Annotated in this window: 20 protein-coding genes; 6 read left to right on the top strand and 14 right to left on the bottom strand. The window is 36.0% G+C overall.

All coding sequences use genetic code 11. The features are described 5' to 3' along the window. Nucleotides 1-51 precede the first annotated feature (51 nt). The 3 genes from AAIB49_RS03115 to gpr all read right to left on the bottom strand — a co-directional run bounded on the left by AAIB49_RS03115 (nucleotide 52) and on the right by gpr (nucleotide 2,766). Nucleotides 52-384, bottom strand: coding sequence for a hypothetical protein (locus tag AAIB49_RS03115; RefSeq protein WP_339214598.1), 333 nt, complete (start codon nucleotides 382-384; stop codon nucleotides 52-54). Between the two features lie 14 nt (nucleotides 385-398). Beyond that, the gene (gene spoIIP, locus AAIB49_RS03120; RefSeq protein ID WP_339214597.1) at nucleotides 399-1,571 is read right to left on the bottom strand and encodes a stage II sporulation protein P; all 1,173 of its coding nucleotides are present in this window, start codon (nucleotides 1,569-1,571) and stop codon (nucleotides 399-401) included. Between the two features lie 106 nt (nucleotides 1,572-1,677). Continuing rightward, nucleotides 1,678-2,766: a GPR endopeptidase gene (gene gpr / locus AAIB49_RS03125; RefSeq protein ID WP_339217956.1), complete on the bottom strand. Its 1,089-nt coding sequence runs from the start codon at nucleotides 2,764-2,766 to the stop codon at nucleotides 1,678-1,680. 201 nt (nucleotides 2,767-2,967) lie between these two features. Here gpr and rpsT point away from each other — a divergent pair, with 201 nt between their 5' ends. Then, nucleotides 2,968-3,234: a 30S ribosomal protein S20 gene (gene rpsT, locus AAIB49_RS03130; RefSeq protein WP_339214596.1), complete on the top strand. Its 267-nt coding sequence runs from the start codon at nucleotides 2,968-2,970 to the stop codon at nucleotides 3,232-3,234. Between the two features lie 48 nt (nucleotides 3,235-3,282). Here rpsT and holA read toward each other — a convergent pair whose 3' ends face one another. Next, complete coding sequence (holA, locus tag AAIB49_RS03135) at nucleotides 3,283-4,296, bottom strand: DNA polymerase III subunit delta (RefSeq protein WP_343457190.1); 1,014 nt, start codon at nucleotides 4,294-4,296, stop codon at nucleotides 3,283-3,285. A 311-nt stretch (nucleotides 4,297-4,607) separates the two neighbouring features. Here holA and AAIB49_RS03140 point away from each other — a divergent pair, with 311 nt between their 5' ends. Beyond that, nucleotides 4,608-4,742 (top strand): YqzM family protein, encoded by a 135-nt coding sequence (locus AAIB49_RS03140; protein WP_339214593.1) that lies wholly within the window; start codon nucleotides 4,608-4,610, stop codon nucleotides 4,740-4,742. Between the two features lie 74 nt (nucleotides 4,743-4,816). Here AAIB49_RS03140 and AAIB49_RS03145 read toward each other — a convergent pair whose 3' ends face one another. The 10 genes from AAIB49_RS03145 to AAIB49_RS03190 form a co-directional block, all read right to left on the bottom strand. After that, nucleotides 4,817-7,084: a DNA internalization-related competence protein ComEC/Rec2 gene (locus AAIB49_RS03145; protein ID WP_339214591.1), complete on the bottom strand. Its 2,268-nt coding sequence runs from the start codon at nucleotides 7,082-7,084 to the stop codon at nucleotides 4,817-4,819. A 7-nt stretch (nucleotides 7,085-7,091) separates the two neighbouring features. Beyond that, the gene (locus AAIB49_RS03150) at nucleotides 7,092-7,655 is read right to left on the bottom strand and encodes a ComE operon protein 2 (RefSeq protein WP_343457191.1); all 564 of its coding nucleotides are present in this window, start codon (nucleotides 7,653-7,655) and stop codon (nucleotides 7,092-7,094) included. A gap of 58 nt (nucleotides 7,656-7,713) precedes the next feature. Then, the gene (locus tag AAIB49_RS03155) at nucleotides 7,714-8,295 is read right to left on the bottom strand and encodes a helix-hairpin-helix domain-containing protein (protein WP_343457192.1); all 582 of its coding nucleotides are present in this window, start codon (nucleotides 8,293-8,295) and stop codon (nucleotides 7,714-7,716) included. Between the two features lie 87 nt (nucleotides 8,296-8,382). After that, entirely contained in the window at nucleotides 8,383-9,132 is a 750-nt protein-coding gene (locus AAIB49_RS03160) for a class I SAM-dependent DNA methyltransferase (RefSeq protein WP_343457193.1), read from the bottom strand. A 3-nt stretch (nucleotides 9,133-9,135) separates the two neighbouring features. Continuing rightward, the gene (gene rsfS / locus AAIB49_RS03165) at nucleotides 9,136-9,477 is read right to left on the bottom strand and encodes a ribosome silencing factor (RefSeq protein ID WP_186871486.1); all 342 of its coding nucleotides are present in this window, start codon (nucleotides 9,475-9,477) and stop codon (nucleotides 9,136-9,138) included. Nucleotides 9,478-9,484: 7 nt separating this feature from the next. Continuing rightward, nucleotides 9,485-10,066: a bis(5'-nucleosyl)-tetraphosphatase (symmetrical) YqeK gene (yqeK, locus tag AAIB49_RS03170; RefSeq protein ID WP_343457194.1), complete on the bottom strand. Its 582-nt coding sequence runs from the start codon at nucleotides 10,064-10,066 to the stop codon at nucleotides 9,485-9,487. A gap of 59 nt (nucleotides 10,067-10,125) precedes the next feature. Then, the gene (gene yhbY / locus AAIB49_RS03175; protein ID WP_343457195.1) at nucleotides 10,126-10,428 is read right to left on the bottom strand and encodes a ribosome assembly RNA-binding protein YhbY; all 303 of its coding nucleotides are present in this window, start codon (nucleotides 10,426-10,428) and stop codon (nucleotides 10,126-10,128) included. Between the two features lie 4 nt (nucleotides 10,429-10,432). Continuing rightward, nucleotides 10,433-11,260, bottom strand: coding sequence for a shikimate dehydrogenase (gene aroE / locus AAIB49_RS03180; RefSeq protein ID WP_343457196.1), 828 nt, complete (start codon nucleotides 11,258-11,260; stop codon nucleotides 10,433-10,435). Between the two features lie 11 nt (nucleotides 11,261-11,271). Next, a complete protein-coding gene (yqeH, locus tag AAIB49_RS03185) occupies nucleotides 11,272-12,369 on the bottom strand; it encodes a ribosome biogenesis GTPase YqeH (RefSeq protein WP_343457197.1) in 1,098 nt (365 codons plus the stop codon). Nucleotides 12,370-12,371: 2 nt separating this feature from the next. Then, nucleotides 12,372-12,887: a YqeG family HAD IIIA-type phosphatase gene (locus tag AAIB49_RS03190; RefSeq protein WP_343457198.1), complete on the bottom strand. Its 516-nt coding sequence runs from the start codon at nucleotides 12,885-12,887 to the stop codon at nucleotides 12,372-12,374. A gap of 514 nt (nucleotides 12,888-13,401) precedes the next feature. Here AAIB49_RS03190 and sda point away from each other — a divergent pair. From sda to AAIB49_RS03210, 4 genes are all read left to right on the top strand, one after another. Then, on the top strand, nucleotides 13,402-13,542 hold the full coding sequence (sda, locus tag AAIB49_RS03195) for a sporulation histidine kinase inhibitor Sda (RefSeq protein ID WP_010094136.1): 141 nt from the start codon (nucleotides 13,402-13,404) through the stop codon (nucleotides 13,540-13,542). A 276-nt stretch (nucleotides 13,543-13,818) separates the two neighbouring features. Continuing rightward, nucleotides 13,819-16,158, top strand: a complete 2,340-nt coding sequence (locus tag AAIB49_RS03200; protein ID WP_343457199.1) for a Na+/H+ antiporter subunit A — start codon at nucleotides 13,819-13,821, stop codon at nucleotides 16,156-16,158. Beyond that, entirely contained in the window at nucleotides 16,159-16,497 is a 339-nt protein-coding gene (locus AAIB49_RS03205; RefSeq protein ID WP_339214573.1) for a Na(+)/H(+) antiporter subunit C, read from the top strand. It abuts the gene before it with no gap. Then, nucleotides 16,490-17,971, top strand: a complete 1,482-nt coding sequence (locus AAIB49_RS03210) for a Na+/H+ antiporter subunit D (RefSeq protein WP_343457200.1) — start codon at nucleotides 16,490-16,492, stop codon at nucleotides 17,969-17,971. The genes AAIB49_RS03205 and AAIB49_RS03210 overlap by 8 nt, the downstream gene beginning before the upstream one ends. The last annotated feature ends 2 nt before the right edge of the window (nucleotides 17,972-17,973 follow it).

Genomic DNA, 17,973 nt, shown 5'->3' on the forward strand with positions numbered 1-17,973 from the left:
CAACTACGCGGGAAACATCGCATATTCGAGCCACATCTAGTACAGATTTAGTTAGAAAAATAATTGGGAAATCTGATATAAGATTTCAACAACCAGATCATAAAAACCTTGAACCACAACTTCTAAAAAGGATGCTGTCTTCTGGCTTAGCTGGTCAGGATTCGAAACAGAAAGCTCCTCGGTAATTGTTGTTTGATTAACGATTTCCGGATTTTCCGACTTATCATTAGTAGTTTGTTGGATCTGTGAGGATGCTTCCACAACTTCACTACCAGTCCTTGTATCGGTCGCTGGTACTTGTTTTCCAGTATGGTCAACACCTACGATAGCACCTACTAGAAAACAAATAACGAGTAGTAGCACCACAGATATAAACTTAAACATCCTGATCTACCTCCCTATTCCGAACTAACCTTTTCCGCATCCCAGTATAATTCACTAAACACTTCTGCCAATGCGTCTGCAGATCGATATAATTCCTCTAAATTATTATCTATTCCACCTATTTCTACTGTTAAAGCATTCTCATGTAAGTCTTGATTAAATACCCCGTCGGTCCCTGCGCCTTTTTTAGGAGGTAATACTCCCCTACTTAGACCCGGGTATTTCTCTTGCATTAGCTTATGAAGTCTACTTGCAAACTCCAGATTCTTCTCATAATTTTCATTATCTCCACCTATTACAAACGCAATCTTAGCGTATGCTTCTCCATCGATTTCTTTTGTAGTTGCTTCTCTTCTTAATGAATCCCGATGAATATCAAATACATATTGTATATCTTGATTATTAGCAAAAACCTCCTGGACAGTACCCCGAATCGAAGTGTAAGATTGCCAGTACTCCATGTTGTTCTGCTCCAATAATTTCATGTTATCTGTATCATCAAGCTTATTACCAATACCATATTTTTTTAGGGCATTAGAGAGGCGCTCACTTACTAATGTGACATTCACTTCACTATGCTGTGCTAAATTAGGATTGTTTACGCCTGGTAAATGAGGTAAAAATGATTCATAGTTATGTGTATTATAAATATAAACAACTTCTCTATCTCCAGTTGATGGCGTTCCTTCTGGTGAATCCTCTGGAGTTTCCACTTCAACCTCTTCATCGATTACGGCTTCCCTATCTTTTAACACTTCTTCTAGCGGAGGTGATGATTCCACTGGAAGATTCGTATAATTCGTTCCTTCCCCAGCAATGAAAATCTCACTATCATAAATCGAAAAACCAGGAAGTTCATTTCCAAGTAAACTTCTCGGATCATCCGGCCTGACACTGGTTGCTATTTGAAATAGAGTTGAGGATAAATTTGGCAATTCTGTTTCTGGCGGAAGTCCCTTCATAAAAATGCGATTTTCCATTCCTAATAAATACATAAAGGTAGAGCTCTCAATTTCACTTGTCCAATTTGTTAATGTATTGGACGATAATCGAAAAGCAGGTGAAATAGTGGTAAAAAGTCCGATAAAGAGAAACAAAATAATCACACTGACAACATATAAAACACTTTTTTTAACATATTGAGGTAATCTATTTTCACGTTTAAAACGATGAGGTCCTAGCATCATGTTCCACCTTCCTAGTTCGTCTTTAGTAAAATCTATGACGAATCCTTGGAAGGTAGAACTGTTATCTCTTATTTTTCACAAAATTTAATAGATTTATACGCATTTCTTATCGAGAGTAGGAAGCAATATTATTCACATCTACCGCCTCATGAAGGGCAGCGTTTATACCATTGGCCAAAACATGTGACATATCAACCATAAAACCATCTACTTCTTTTGGCGTTACCATCATATTATAGCCTGTTGGTGTTAGCACCTCTGAAATAAGCTTTCTTTTTTCTTCTTCAGATAGATTCCCTACAATCCCCATAAAGGTCTGTCTCTTTTCTGAATCTGGCAAATCTTCTTCGTTATACTCCTTACCACCAAAAGACATACTCGCTGGGGCAAGTGCTTTAGATGGGCGATCCTTTTCTCGCCATTCCCTACCGAAATGCTTCAGTATAAAATCGATAGTATCACTAGTTATCGTTACAGCATCAACAACTGTCGGTACCCCAATCGCCAATACAGGAACACCTAGTGTTTCCTTACTAAGCTCCTTACGCTTATTCCCCACTCCCGAACCAGGATGGATACCAGAATCAGATAATTGAATGGTTTCATTAACCCGTTCTATCGATCTGGATGCTAAGGCATCAACCGCTAACACAAAATCAGGCTTAAACTTTTCTACAATCCCAAAAATAATATTGCTTGTCTCTATCCCAGTAATCCCCATTACTCCAGGGGTTACGGCTCCAACTGGTCTATAGCCATCTGAGACAGATTCATGTTCTAACTTAAATAAATGACTCGTTACAAGCACTTTCTCCACTGTCATAGGACCAAGAGCATCTGGTGTTACATTCCAGTTTCCTAATCCAACTATAAGTCCAGTTGCATTTTTCTTGATATTGTTTTTCTCAAGTAAATTCTCAATTTCTCGTGCCAGAATCTTTGCTGCATTTTCTTGGCGTTTCGTATCCTGTTTCTTCACCCCATCTGCATAGATAGTTACATAGGACCCTGGTTTCTTACCTAAGAGTTGAGCACCCTCATCATCTATTTCAACATAGGATATTTTAATACCATTTTCTTCGATATCCTTCAGTTTAACTCCTTTTATATGCTCTTCAGAGGGAGTTTCCTTCTCAACGTACATATCCTTCGCTTCCACTGCTAAATCCGTACGAACTTGAAATTGGTTTTCCATCATATCCTTTTTATCCAAAATAAATCTCATCCTTTCAACTTGATAACTACACAAATCTATAGAATTATCCTTCGCATTTTCACTAAAAACATACAAATTACCATGAATAAAGGATAATAGTTATTGAAAACACGCTCCAACTTTGGTACAATGTCTCTTGTTCAATGTAATGAACGTTTGTGTTTTTTAGGAGGTGAAATCATGGCTAATATTAAATCCGCAATTAAACGTGTTGAAGTAAACAATAAAAAACGTGCTCAAAATCAATCAGACAAATCTGAAATGCGTTCACAAATAAAGATTTTAGAAAAATTTGTTGAAGCAAACGATGTAGAAAATGCTAAAACTGCATTAACTGCAACCATTAAAAAAATTGATAAAGCAGTACAAAAAGGTCTTATCCATAAAAATGCTGGCGCTCGTCAAAAGAGTCGTCTAGCTAAAAAAGTTAACGGTCTTGGTGCCTAAACAATAAAAAACGATCCTATTCGGGATCGTTTTTTATTGTTATTAACATTATATTTTAATCAGATTATATAATAATATTTCAAAAGCTAACGACTTTTCCATTTTTCCTTGCTTAATTATCGCATCTGTTTCGGTAAGCTGATGAATAATATATTCCAGCTTTTGTACAGTAAACTTCGCTTCTCGGTTTAATGCAACTTTTATTACATAGGGATGAACACCTAGTTGCTTTTGCATCTGACCAGAGCTATATCCCTTTTGCTTTAAAAGCTTTACTCGCAGAATGGTCCTAAACTGAAAGGCCAATAACCCAATTAATGCAATCGGTTCTTCCTTCATGATTTCTAGATCTTTATAGATGGTTATAGCTTTTGCAAGATTACCTTCTATCACCGTGTCCACAAGTCGAATACCAGAGCTAGTAATCGTATGGGATACTAGATCTTCCGCCACTTGCTTCGTCACCGTACCCCCATCACCAACATATAATGCTATTTTCTCTAGCTCACTTTCAATGATATTTAAGTCGGTAGAAAGTTCATTTTCGAATATTTCAAATGCATCCTCATCAATCGTTACATGTAATTGTTTAGCTAAATTTACTATCCAATTTTTTAATTCGTACTCTTTAACCGGATTACATTCCGCTACCAACCCTTTATTTTTCAGAAGTTTACTGATTTTTTTCCGTTCATCGATTTTTTCATAAGGTGCGATGAGAACCAATACAGAATAATCTACAGGCATTTCTAAATATTGTTCGAGTACTGACAAGTCATGTTCAAATGGCAACTTGTCCGACTTCGCCTTGAGAAAAAGTGCATTTGTAGCAATGACCAATTTCTTTTCACCAAAAAAAGGATATGTCTCGACATCTGCAATGACTTCTTGGATGGATGTTTCCGTTAAATCATATGTAGATAAGTTTTCTTCATCGTCTAGAACACCTTTAACCAGTAAATCCCTTATTTTCTGGATAAAATAGTTTTCTGTACCATATAATAAAATGACTTCTGGGATTTGCTTTTTTTTTATTTGTTTCACTACGTCTGTGTAAGTCATGCTATTCACTCCAAATTCGTATATTCTTTATGGTAATCGGTCGAATGATGAATAGCAAGAAAAACCTGAGAGGGAAATTAGGGACAGGAATTTCCCTCTCTATCTATATGAACGTTTAACATAAAGCCCTAGGAACAGTATGTTAAACGATGTTTTTCTTTCACCTATAGCATGACCCTTCTCACTAAAAGTATAGTTGTTAAGTCTTTCTAATTTTGGCTATGTATAATTAATATTTGACATTTTTGTATCTTTGGTGGATTTTTTTAAGTAATTAATTTATACTAAAGGTTGATATGGGAGGGTTAGCTATGAATGAATTTGAAAAGGATCCACAATCAAAAAATAATGATGTAGTTGATTCCATTAAAGGGTTTGGCTTTTCTTTAGTTTTCTTTCTTTTAATCTTTTTTATCGGAGTAACCATTAGCGTAATTGGTCAATAAGTACATAAGTGTTTTTTCGTAACAAAAGAGACTGGGCTTTCTCCGGTCTCTTTTGTTTTTTGGTCTAGTTTAGATTATGGCTTGAATTGATAAAACGTTCCATCATTTTCGTTGAATCGATAAATAATAGCCCCCGCTTGATCTGTTCTTAAAACAAGAACCTGTTCATTATTCAAGGTTTCTAAAACATCACGAGTTGGGTGGCCATATCGATTATTTTTACCGACTGAGATTAGCGCGTAATTGGGTTTAATCGCTGAAATAAATTCTGGATCGGTTGAAGTATTACTACCGTGATGTGCTACCTTCAATACATCTACAGACAGATCGGGGAAAGTCTTTATTATATCTTTCTCGGTTTCCTTATCAATATCTCCAGTAAATAGCCAATCTCGACCACCTAGACTAATGGAAAATACGAGAGAATTTTCGTTACTGCCTTTTTTATCTACCCAAGGTGCAAGAATATTAAACCTTTTCCCCTTCATTTCCACCCTTTGTCCCGCTCTTACTCGTAAGATCTCCCCATCTGTCAGCTTATGAGTAAGCTCCTCTTCAAGCTGGTAATATTCACTTATCATTATCCTGTTCACACGATAATCATCCATAATATATTTCACACTACCCGCATGGTCTATATCCTCATGACTGATGATAATGGCATCTATCTCATATATTCCTTGATACTGAAGAAAGGGTTGAATGACTCTAGTGTAATTTCGATTCGTAGCTTCCATACTTTCGAACGAAATCGCAGCCCCCGCATCGACGATAAACACCCCCTTACGAAATGGAAGTTCAATTACTATTGCGTCCCCTTGTCCTATATCTAACATGGTGACACTCCCATATGGAGATACATATGGTCGAAGCATCAACGATACCAATAACATCGTTAATAACGTTCCATAAGCAAATGCTCTCGTTAACTTCTCACGTAGAATCATCGCTAACATGAAAATGAGCAGCACATAATAAATTACGATATAACTAGTAGGAAATTGTCCATTCCACCACGGATAATAAAGAATATTATCTACCCCTTGTAATAAGCGTAGAAAAATCTCCTGCACGAATGAAAATAGCTTGTCCATAAATACATGTAGGAATGGAATCGGCGAAATCAACAGAAGCAAAAACATAAGTGGGATTACAAAGAAAGTAAAATACGGAACGACGAAGACATTCAGTAATATGGATAGCGGATTAAAATGGTAAAAATAAATCATCTGTATGGGGAGAATAACAAGCTGTGAGATAAAACTTAATTTCAACATCTGAAATAATAAAGAATCACTACTTACCAGCCATTTTTTAGATAATATGATGGCAAAAGTAACCAAAAAAGAAAATTGAAATCCAATATGATAGATAATGTATTTATCGAAAATAATCAGCATGATGAAGACAATACTAATAACATCGGTTATCATGAGCTTCCATTTCAGTTTTTGAATAAATATAACGAGTAAAACCATCGAACTCGCTCGCAGTATAGAAGGCGCTCCACCAGCAAGAAAAGCGTATATCGGTAAAAATATCATCATAAGATATTGTGCTTTCTCAATGGTTAGCAATTGAAGCTTTACCGTAAAGAAATACAGTAGCCCCACGACTAATCCAATATGAAGACCAGAAATAGCTAACAAATGAGACAAACTCCACCGTTGAAACAACGCCGTTATATCCTTAGAGATTAAACTATCATCTCCTAGAACAAGTGCAAGTATCCAAGCACCTGTCTCTTCAGAAAATTTACTATAAACATATTCCTTGATATTCTCTCTCATCTTATAGAGAACATTCCAGCTATCACTACCATGACAACGAATATCCTCTATCGAATTAATTACGAGTTCATATTGTATTCCATTTGCTGCTAAATAGGCTTGATAATCAAATTGCCCAGGATTACTACTGCTTTCTGGTATGTTAAGCTCACCATGAATTTGACAGGATGCACCAGATTGAATAGTGGCAATAGTAGGATTTTGTCTATCAGGATTAAATAGCCTAACTTTCATCCTATTCTGGGTATCATCAGCTTTAAAATCAAATTGTAGCATCGTTTCCGTTACAACGGGAGAACGTATTACTTTCCCGGATAATGTGACATCAGAACGGTCCGTGTCGGGCTTGAGAGAATCAATCGAAGGGATATAAAGGAGGAAGGTAAGATAAACGACTAGGGAGACCGTGATGGGAAACTTACCTAGTCGTTGTTGTTTAAACAATATGAATAGCCAAATGATAAAAGCTAAAAAAAATAGGATTGAATCAAACGTGACAGATAATGCACTACAAACAACTGCAAAAGCAGGTATGTACCAATTACCATTCATATAACGTCTACCTTACGATGCGGAATAATTCCTGTGCCTTCTCTTTAAGCTGATTAAACTCGCTCGAATCAGCATCCTCCACTATCTTTAATAATTCTTCGACAACAGAGGCTTTCTCTTTGTAGTTTATATCTAATGCTAAGTAGTCTAATTCTACTTTTTCCGTTCTTACTCCGGCTTCCTTAAACAACTCAATTGCATATGGATGATTCTTATAATCCTCTGCATAATATACTGTTTTAATACCACTTTGAATCAGTTGCTTCGTACATTGTAAACACGGAAAATGGGTAACATAGATATCAGCATTTTCTGTAGGAACTCCAAACTTCGCACATTGAAGAAGAGCATTAGCTTCTGCATGAACAGTTCGAACACAATGTCCATCAATAACATAGCAACCTTCATCTACACAATGGACATCGCCAGATACACTACCATTATAACCACCAGCTATTATTCGTTTATCGCGAACAATCGTCGCTCCTACCATAAGTCTTGTACAAGTACTTCGCAACGATAGTAAATGACTTTGTGCCATAAAATATTGATTCCATGAGATTCTTTCCATGATCAGTCCCCTCTCTATTAAATTAGTTTACCTTGTGAGTCCTACTATCGTCAATCGGTTAAGGAACTTGAAGCTCATCCTTGATTGCCTCTAATGTCTTCTCACCAATCCCTGTAACCCCTAGTAAATCCTCTACTTGTTGAAAATAACCATTCGCATCCCGATACTCAACAATTGCATTTGCTTTAGACGGTCCTATCCCTGGTAGTTTTTGGATTTCCTCGACCGTCGCATAGTTTATTCTTATCTTTTCGCTTTGTGATTCTCCAACATTAATCGAACCCTCATGTCCTATTTCAGGAACAAGGATTACCATTTCATCAAACACCTTTTGGGCAAGATTAATAGAATTTTGATCAGCAGAATTGGTAAAACCTCCTGCTAATTGTACGACATCGCGAACACGGGAACTCTCTTCAATTTCATAGACACCTGGATGTTGAACCTCTCCTTTGATATCTACGACTACCAGGCCAGAAATTGGTTCAGTAATGGCTTCAGCCTCAATTATTGAGGATTCATCAACTGTAACTAGAGCCGTCGGCGGGTCTTCCTCCCCTATCTTAAACATAATAAACACAACTATTATCCCTATTACCATAAAGATTACAAATACGTTTTTTCGTAACCATTCTAGCAAGACATTCACATCCTATTACTAGTTGTCCTACTATGATACAAGACGAAAATCTTTCTGGCAAAATAAGAAAAGGACAAGAAAAATAACTTATCTTGTCCTTTTTTGCGCTATAATAAATATTCGATCCGCTTCTTTTTCAGAAAAATCCGTTTCTATAGAAAAATCACCATGAACAGCCAAAATTTCAAAACCTGTAGTTTTTAGTAAACGACGATAAACCTCAACTGAATACGTCTTTTGATGGTGTGTTTCATCAAATCTAGTATATAAATCTCCTTCTGATGTGAAGAAGGTTAACTCATGAAACATCTCCCCTTCCTCATCTCCTGGATAACACGTCCAAATATACGCGCTATCCTCTTTGACATCAGAAAAAGAATTCCCAACTAAATCTTCTTCAACATGACGAACAGAGTGAAAATCAAACACAAAAAGGCCATGTTCATTGAGGGAATGATAAACATTGTGAAAGACCTTTTGAACATCCTCCATGGTTGTCATATAATTGATTACATCGCAGTAACTAATTGCTAAATCAAAATGATAAAGTCCTTCCAGCTCTCTTAAATCTTGATGGACTAGTTGAATCTGTTGATTGTGATTACTTGCTTTTTGGTCTGCGACTGTTAGCATATCAGCAGAATAATCTACACCCGTAATCGAATATTCCTCTGCCAGCTGAACGGTAATTTCACCAGTCCCACACCCTAAATCTAGTACATTTGGTGTTTTCAAACCAAACTTGTCGATAATCGTTTTCGTATATTTCACCCACTGATCATATGGAGCATCTTCCATAAATTGATCATATAGGCTTGCCATTAATTGATACGCCATCCCTTACTGTCCTACCTCTAATGGTACTTGGGCAGCATCTCCCCATAATCGCTCCAAATTATAATAGTTTCGTTCATCCTTATGGAAAACATGGCATACAACATCACCCAGGTCGACCAACACCCATCTTGCTTGCTCAAACCCTTCTAATCGTTTCACTGATATTTGATGCTCTTCCATTGTTTCTTTTACAGCTCTAGCAATGGATTGAACTTGCCTTTCATTCGTACCATGGCAAATTAAGAAATAATCTGCGACTAGGGATACTTGTGCTAAGTCAAGCGCAACAATCTCATCTGCTCGTTTGTCATCACATGCTTCGGCTGCTAGCTTTAATATTTCCATAGGATTATTATTCAATATGATTACCTCCAGTTATAAGTCTTGTTAAATCATTATATGCATGAAATGTGTCAGGATAAATACGATTTTCCTTTTCCATCAAATATTTTATTGTATTTCGCGATACCATCCACCCGGCTTTAATCAAATCGTTTTGTGCCATCTCTCTTACTTCATCTAGTCCCGGGAAGCTTCTTCCAGGCTCAATATAATCTGCAATAAATACAATAAGTTCTAATTTGCTCATATTGGCTTTTCCAGTAGTATGATAATAAATAGCTGATTTTACCTCATGATCTGTTATCCCGAATTCCTCTTCTATCTTAATGGATGCGACTGGCCCATGCCAAAGCTCATGATGATAGAGGAGTAGGTCCTTTGGTAAATTACTTGCTTCAATTATTCTTTTCATTTCATCGATTGCGCGATATTTGCAATAATCATGAAAAATAGAAGCAAGCTCGGCCTTCTCAGGAGAAACATTATATTTCTTCGCCAAAGACACAGCTGTGCTTGCTACACGTAATGTATGCTCAAATCTCTGCTTCGTTAAATGTGGCTCAACAAATGCAATCGCATCATTTTTATTCATCTAAACATACTCCTTCTAAAAAAGTACAGAAATACGCTATAAAAAAATAACCGTTTATGTCAGTCCGAAGATGAAGGTAATACGATTTCTTTGTTCTCTTTCGATTCTTTATAAAGAACAATGTTATTACCAATAATTTGGACAATTTCTGCACCTGTTCCTGCCTGTAATTCTTCCGCTACGGTTTCTTTATCATCTAAACAATTTTGCAAAATTGTAATCTTAATTAATTCTCTTTTTTCTAGAGCTTCATTTACTTGTACGATCATATTCTCATTAACCCCTATTTTACCAACTTGAAAAATAGGTCTTAAATGATGTGCCTTTGATCGAAGAAATCTCTTTTGTTTACCTGTTAGCATGTTATCACCCTTCTAGTATTCGTTTTAATTGACTGTTCATATTTCCAAGTGATGGTGTTAGCCCAAACCAAATTTCAAAAGCATATTGTGCTTGATATAACAGCATGGAATGTCCTTGATGGATTTGAGCACCTTTCTCTTTGGCTTCGCGTAATAAAGTAGTCCAAATCGGTTGATAGATGATATCACTTACAATAGTAGATGATTTCATTCCATCTATTTTTATTGGCGAATCATCCTGATTAGGTTTCATCCCAACATTAGTCGTTTGAATCATTAGGTCAAAGGTAGCTATATTTTCCTCAGCTTGATCTAAGGTTAATATAGCTGACTTCGAATTTTGAGCGATTTCCTTTGCTTTTTCGATGGTTCGGTTGGCAATAGTAATCGATGAATATCCTGCTTGATGTAGGGCATTGTATATTCCTCTTGCAGCGCCTCCTGCACCAATTATTAGGATGTTTATCTGTTTGTTATTGGGTAAATCGGGAAAGCTTTGCTCTAACGAACGTAGGTAACCAATTCCATCTGTGTTATATCCGATTAAACGACCTTCTTTATTTAAAACCGTATTAACTGCACCAATATGTTTCGCACTTGGGTCTAAGTCATCTAATAAAGGAATTATTTTTTGTTTATATGGAAATGTAACATTAAATCCTGTAACACTTTTTTCCTTTATAGTTTGTACAAGTTCTGTTAAATCATCTTCTCTAACTTCAAATATCGAATAGTTTCCTTGTATATTCGCTTCCTCTAGGAATTGTTTATGTATCCAAGGAGACAAGGAATGTTTGATTGGATACCCAATTAACCCAAGTTGATACGCCACTTAGACTCCTCCTATATCAAGGATTTCCTCAACGATACAGCTACTTCTTTTGGACTATGCGTCACAATCGTACATGCTCCACTTACGGTTACCCAGCCTAATCCAGGAAATACAATATCTGTCTTCTCGCCATTTAAACGATAGGAACTTGTTGTCAATGGTGGTAGCAATTTCATCGATTCTTCATCTGGAGGAGATAATAATTCTCCAACATGATTCTCATATAATTCATCTGCTTTCTCTAGCTTAGTCCGATGGATTGGAAGATTATTGGAAAAGTAACAAACGAACGATTGTCTATCTCCCTTAATAAAATCAAGACGGGCTAAGCCACCGAAGAATAGCGTTTGTTCCGAATTCAATTGATATACTCTTGGTTTTATTTCTTTAGTCGGGGTAATTACCTTTAGATCCTGATCGGATACGTAATGGGCAATTTGCTCATGATTAACTATTCCAGGAGTATCAATAAGAGCAGAATCATCATCTAAAGGAATTTCAATAAACCCGAGTGTAGTTCCTGGAAAATAGGATGTCGTAATGACATCACTCTCCCCAACGGATTGTTTGATTAACCGATTAATGAATGTTGATTTTCCGACATTTGTCGTACCAACAATATAAACATCTTGTTGATTACGGTACTCTTCAATTTGATTCGTTAATTCATCCATCCCATAGCCCTTAACTGATGAGATTAAGAAAACATCCTGTACTTTTAGACCCAGTTCCTTAGCAGATGACCGTAACCATTGTATCAGTTTATTCTGATTTGTAGATTTTGGCAATAAATCCATTTTGTTTCCAACTAAAATAATAGGATTATTCCCAACAATCCTAGGTAAACTCTTAATCATTGTTCCATTCACATCGAAAATATCGATAATATGGACTACAAGTCCCTTTTTATCACGAATCGAACTAACCATTCTGAGAAAATCGTCATCGTGAATGGATACGTCTTGTATTTCATTGTAATGCTTTAAACGAAAACACCTTTTACAAAGTATATTTTCTTTTTCTAGAGATGATTTTGGTGTATACCCTAAACCTTTTGGGTCTTCTGTTTGGATTTCTACACCGCATCCTATGCAATGGATTTGTTCCACTTTTATTCCTCCCAGCTAATCATACCTTTTTTACGAAAGTAGTTCATTATTTTCCGTTCAATTCTGCGATTAAATTGCGTTATTTTTTCATCGGTTTGAACAATCGGAACAACAAGGATTGTGTAAAAACCTGCTGAATTACCACCTAGAACGTCAGTTAGTAATTGATCACCTATGACAACTATTTCTTCTTTTTTTAATTCCATTTGCTGTGCAGCAGTCTTAAATGCTCTAGTTAGTGGTTTTCTAGCACTAAAAACAAATGGTGTGCCAAGTGGCTCTGAAAACATTTTTACTCTTTCTTCCTTATTATTGGATATGATGGTTACTTTAATGCCATGGTCATTCATTAGTTTAAACCATTCCACAACCTCAGGACTAGCATTCTTTACATCCCATGCTACCAATGTATTATCTAAATCTGTAATTACTCCTTTTATCCCTTTATCATGAAGGTCACTAGGTTTAATTTCAAATATACTTTTTACATGTTCGTTTGGTAGAAACCGCTTTAACAATACTTACACCTCTTTGTTTACAAAATCTATCGACTTATATACTAACCTATTCGATGTTTATACAAAAGTCTTTTTGGTTATTATACATAATATAAATAAAAACCTATGCATACTAAAATACCATAGATATGTTACAGAAGGTAGAAATATGTAAAATAGCGATTAAAAATGCAAAAATCGTTCGACAAATTCTCGCATTTCTCGCATTGTGGATAACTATATTCACATTATCAACAGTATAGAATCAAGTGTTTACGTGTAGTTCCAACCTTTATACACAAGTTATCTACAGATCCATGTAGATAACTCACATCTTGTCCTTGATTATTTTTCGTGTTACGTTATATCTATCATTAATCTAGTAGATATTTAAGACCGCTACTATAGGAAAGATTGTTGAAAAAAAGCTATATCCATATGGCTCCCACTCAATCCTAATTCCACAAAATGCAACAATCTTCTAGTAAACCGTCTTAATAAAAAGAACTTGTTCTAGTATAGGAGGGCTACGATTATGGAACATTTGTCAGATGAATTATTAATCGAGTCGTATCATAAAGCAAATGAATTAAAATTAAGCCCTGATTTTGTTTCGCTTATAGAAGATGAAATATATCGCCGAGGTTTAAGTCACAAAATAAAGTATAGCAGTTAAAAAAATCGACAGTATTAAATGATTATATATAAATAGGTAGAGATTTTATAACCCTTGACATTATTGTGAATGTTAGGGGTATTTTATTTTTTTCTCGGTTAAAAGTATGGTAAGCTTTCTGTTATATGTAACGTTATATCGCTTTGTGACTTTATCAGTTATATATTAAAATAAAATTAACGTAAATGATAAGTTAGAAGCTAACCCAAAATAAGAGTAATCTACTCATCTTATGTTTGGGATAATCGATAAAAAAAATAGGAGGTCAATTCGTAGATGATATTTGCAGTTTTAATACCCCTTGTATTTGCTTTATTAGTTCCACTTTTAAGTAAGGTTAAGAATAAAGTTCATACAGGTATATTTGTATTACTTATCCCCTTAGGAATCTTCCTTTACTTTGTTCGTTTTATAGGTAATGACTTTTCTCCAGTACGTCATACATATAACTGGATTCCTTCCCTTGGTATTAATTTTGATTTTTATTTAGATGGACTTAGCTTGCTTTTTGTACTGCTTATTAGTGGGATTGGTACACTTGTTGTATTCTATTCCATTTATTACCTGCATGTCTCAGAAAGATTAGCTCATTTCTATGTTTATCTACTTATGTTCATGTCAGCCATGCTAGGCGTTGTGTTGTCAGATAATGTGTTTGTTCTATATTCCTTTTGGGAACTAACCTCAATATCTTCATTCTTATTAATTGGATATTGGCATCATCGAGAACGTTCACGTTATGGGGCACAAAAATCGATGCTTATCACCGTATTTGGTGGGCTAAGCATGCTGGGTGGACTTATATTATTATCCGTCATTACCGGAACTACAAGTATCCGTGGGATGATTGATCAAGTAGATTTGATTATTAATAACAATTATTTGCCTTTAATTTTAGGATTAATTCTGTTAGGTGCATTTACTAAATCTGCACAATTTCCATTTCACATTTGGTTACCAGATGCGATGGAGGCACCTACTCCAGTTAGTGCTTACTTACACTCCGCTACTATGGTTAAAGCGGGTATTTATCTGGTAGCAAGATTCTTACCTATTTTCGTAGCGTTTGAATGGTTTTATATTACCGTTAGTTTAGTCGGAATTGTTACATTGGTTTGGGGATCCTATATGGCAGTACGACAGACTGACTTGAAAGGTATACTTGCATTTTCTACCATAAGTCAATTAGGTATGATTATGGCTATGCTTGGATTTGGAACAGAGGCTGCAATATTCGCTGCTGTATTCCATATTTTAAACCATGCTACATTCAAAGGAAGCCTGTTTATGATCGCTGGGATCATTGACCATGAAACTGGAACGAGAGACATACGTAAGCTTGGTGGTTTATTTACGATTATGCCAATATCCGGTACGTTAGCTATCTTTGGTACCTTCTCAATGGCTGGGGTTCCATTTCCGTTCTTAAACGGTTTCTATAGTAAAGAATTATTCTTTGAGGCAACAACGAAATTAAGTGATCAGGCAAATGGATTAGCCAGCTTCCTTTCAACTGCTATTCCTTACCTTGCCGTGTTTGGGAGTATTTTTACATTTGTATATTCCATGTATCTATTCTTTGGCGTGTTTACGGGGCCGAAAAAATTCGATTTATTTAAAAAGAAACCACACGAGGCACCAATTGGTATGCTTATTTCACCATTAATCCTTATCCTAGGTGTTATCATTATCGGTTTATTCCCTAATATTGCGAACAGTTCATTACTAGCACACGCAACTGGCGGAATAATGAATAGCCCGATGGAGCCTTATCATGTTCACTATTGGCATGGTTTTGATTCGATAGCATTCCAAATGTCTCTTATCGTAGTTGGACTAGGTATTGTCCTATTCTTAACTCGTAAAAAATGGAGCAACATTTATCATGTCCTACCTGGTAAATTAAGTTTTAATAAAGTGTATGACAAGTTAATTCAGAAAATAGACGATGTTTCAACCCGTGTCACCAATGCATATATGACAGGATCAATTAAGCTATACATGTCCATCATTTTAGTAGCTATCATAGTGGCAACATTTACTATTATGTTAACAACTGGTGGTCTAAACAATATTAGCTTTGATGATTTAGCAGAAGTTTCCGCAGTTGATATTGCCGTAGTAATCATCATGGTGTTAGCTGCATTAGCGACAATTTTTGTTAATAATAAACTTGCACTAATTATCATTACAGGTATTGTTGGCTTTGGAATTTCTATTCTGTTTGTCATCTTCCGTGCTCCAGACTTAGCTTTAACGCAATTAGTAGTAGAAACTGTATCGATGGCTCTTTTCCTACTCGCTTACTATCATTTACCAGAGCTTAGAAAAAGAGAAGAAACATTGCAGACATCCACTACCAATACCATTATCGCTGTAGGTATGGGACTATTAGTTACGCTGACAGGATTTGCAGCCCATAGTGCAGATTGGTTTAATAAGATTTCGGATTACTTTGTAGAAACCGCATATAAACTCGGTGGCGGACACAATATCGTAAACGTTATTCTTGTAGATATGCGTGGACTCGATACACTGTTTGAAATCGCAGTATTAGGTATTGCTGCTTTAGCCATCTATGGCCTCATTAAACTCAGAAATAAGGAGGCTGAGTAAATGGAATATATCATTCTAATACTGGCTGGGATATTATTTGCAACAGCCGTTTATAACCTATTACAAAAACAGCTATTACGCATAATCATTGGGACTGTTCTATTATCCCATGGTGCCCATCTAGTTATTTTAACGATGGGGAAATTAAAACGGGGTCAGCCTCCAATACTGGATGATTCGGTAGTAAACTATACTGATCCTTTACCACAAGCATTGATCTTAACTTCGATCGTAATTAGCTTTGGTATTACGAGTCTTTTACTTGTTCTAGCTTACCGAACAGCACAAGAAAACAAAACAGACAATATGGAAGAAATGAGGGGTGAATCGAATGAGTAATTTAGCTATATTACCGCTAATCATCCCGGCAATCTCAGGTGTCATTGTGGCATTTACTAACTCACATGTGAAGACAACTCGACTTTTAACAAAGCTCTTTACTTTAGTTGGCTTAGCAGTCACGATGTTTGTTGCCTATACTGTATTTACTGATGGTGCGATAATTTTGGAGACGGGTGGTTGGATAGCACCATACGGAATTATATTGGTGGCAGATAAGCTTTCCATTCTACTCGTTCTAACAACGAATATCATCGCAACAGCAGCGGTATTTTACGCGCCAAACTCTTTAACCTTAAGGCAAGAAACACATTATTTCTATACGTTTTACTTTATGCTTATTGCTGGTGTAACCGGTGCGTTTCTGACAGGTGATTTATTTAACCTATTTGTATTTTTTGAAGTATTACTGATGGCTTCCTATGCCCTTATCGTACTTGGTGGCGATAAAGTACAATTAAGAGAATCTATCAAGTATGTTTTAATTAACTTGTTCTCTTCCATGTTATTTGTAACGGCAATTGCCCTATTATATGGTGCAGTAGGAACCATTAATATGGCTCAAATTGCAGAGCGTGTTGCAGAAGTTGAACAGACTGGAATCTTAACAACTATAGCGGTGCTCCTGTTCTTCGTATTTGGTACGAAAGCAGCATTATTCCCGCTATATTATTGGTTACCTAGGCCATATATCGTACCAAATCCAGTCGTATCTGCTTTATTTGGTGCCCTATTAACGAAAGTAGGTATCTATTCCATCCTACGCGTGTTCTCATTAATTTTCATCCATCGTATGGAAATTACACATGAAGCATTCATCTGGATTGCAGGACTATCCATGGTATTTGGAGTAATTGGTGCCCTTTCAACAAATAATATTAAACTAATCATTAGTTATAATATTATCCCTGCGATAGGATTTATCATTATGGGAATAGGTATTTTTAATCTCGATGCGCTAAGTGGCTCCATTTATTATTTGGTACACGATATGATTATAAAATCTGCGCTATTTTTACTGGTTGGAGTTATTGCCTATGTAGCTGGAACATCTGACTTGAAGAAAATGGGTGGATTAATCCATCATTACCCATTATTGGGATGGTTATTATTTATCGCAGCATTTATTCTTGCGGGTATTCCACCATTTAGTGGTTTTATCGGAAAGCTATTACTACTTAGGGGTGCCCTATCGGCTGATGAAATTGCGATAACCTTAATAGCGCTATTATCCAGTCTACTCATCCTATACTCTGTCATGAAAATTTTCATTCGAGGATTCTGGGGAGAAAAAGATGAAACGAAAACCTATACGAAGAAGCCTTCGCTAGGATTAATCTTACCAATTGTTGGTTTATTAGCTATCTCCGTCTTTCTTGGTATCGGAGCTGAGTTTGTCTATCCTTCTATTGAAGGAATAGCGGAGTATTTATTAGATCCCCAAATTTATATTGATTCTGTGTTGAAGGAGTAATG

Source organism: Ornithinibacillus proteolyticus (genome assembly GCF_039581225.1).
Lineage (GTDB): Bacteria > Bacillota > Bacilli > Bacillales > Amphibacillaceae > Ornithinibacillus > Ornithinibacillus massiliensis.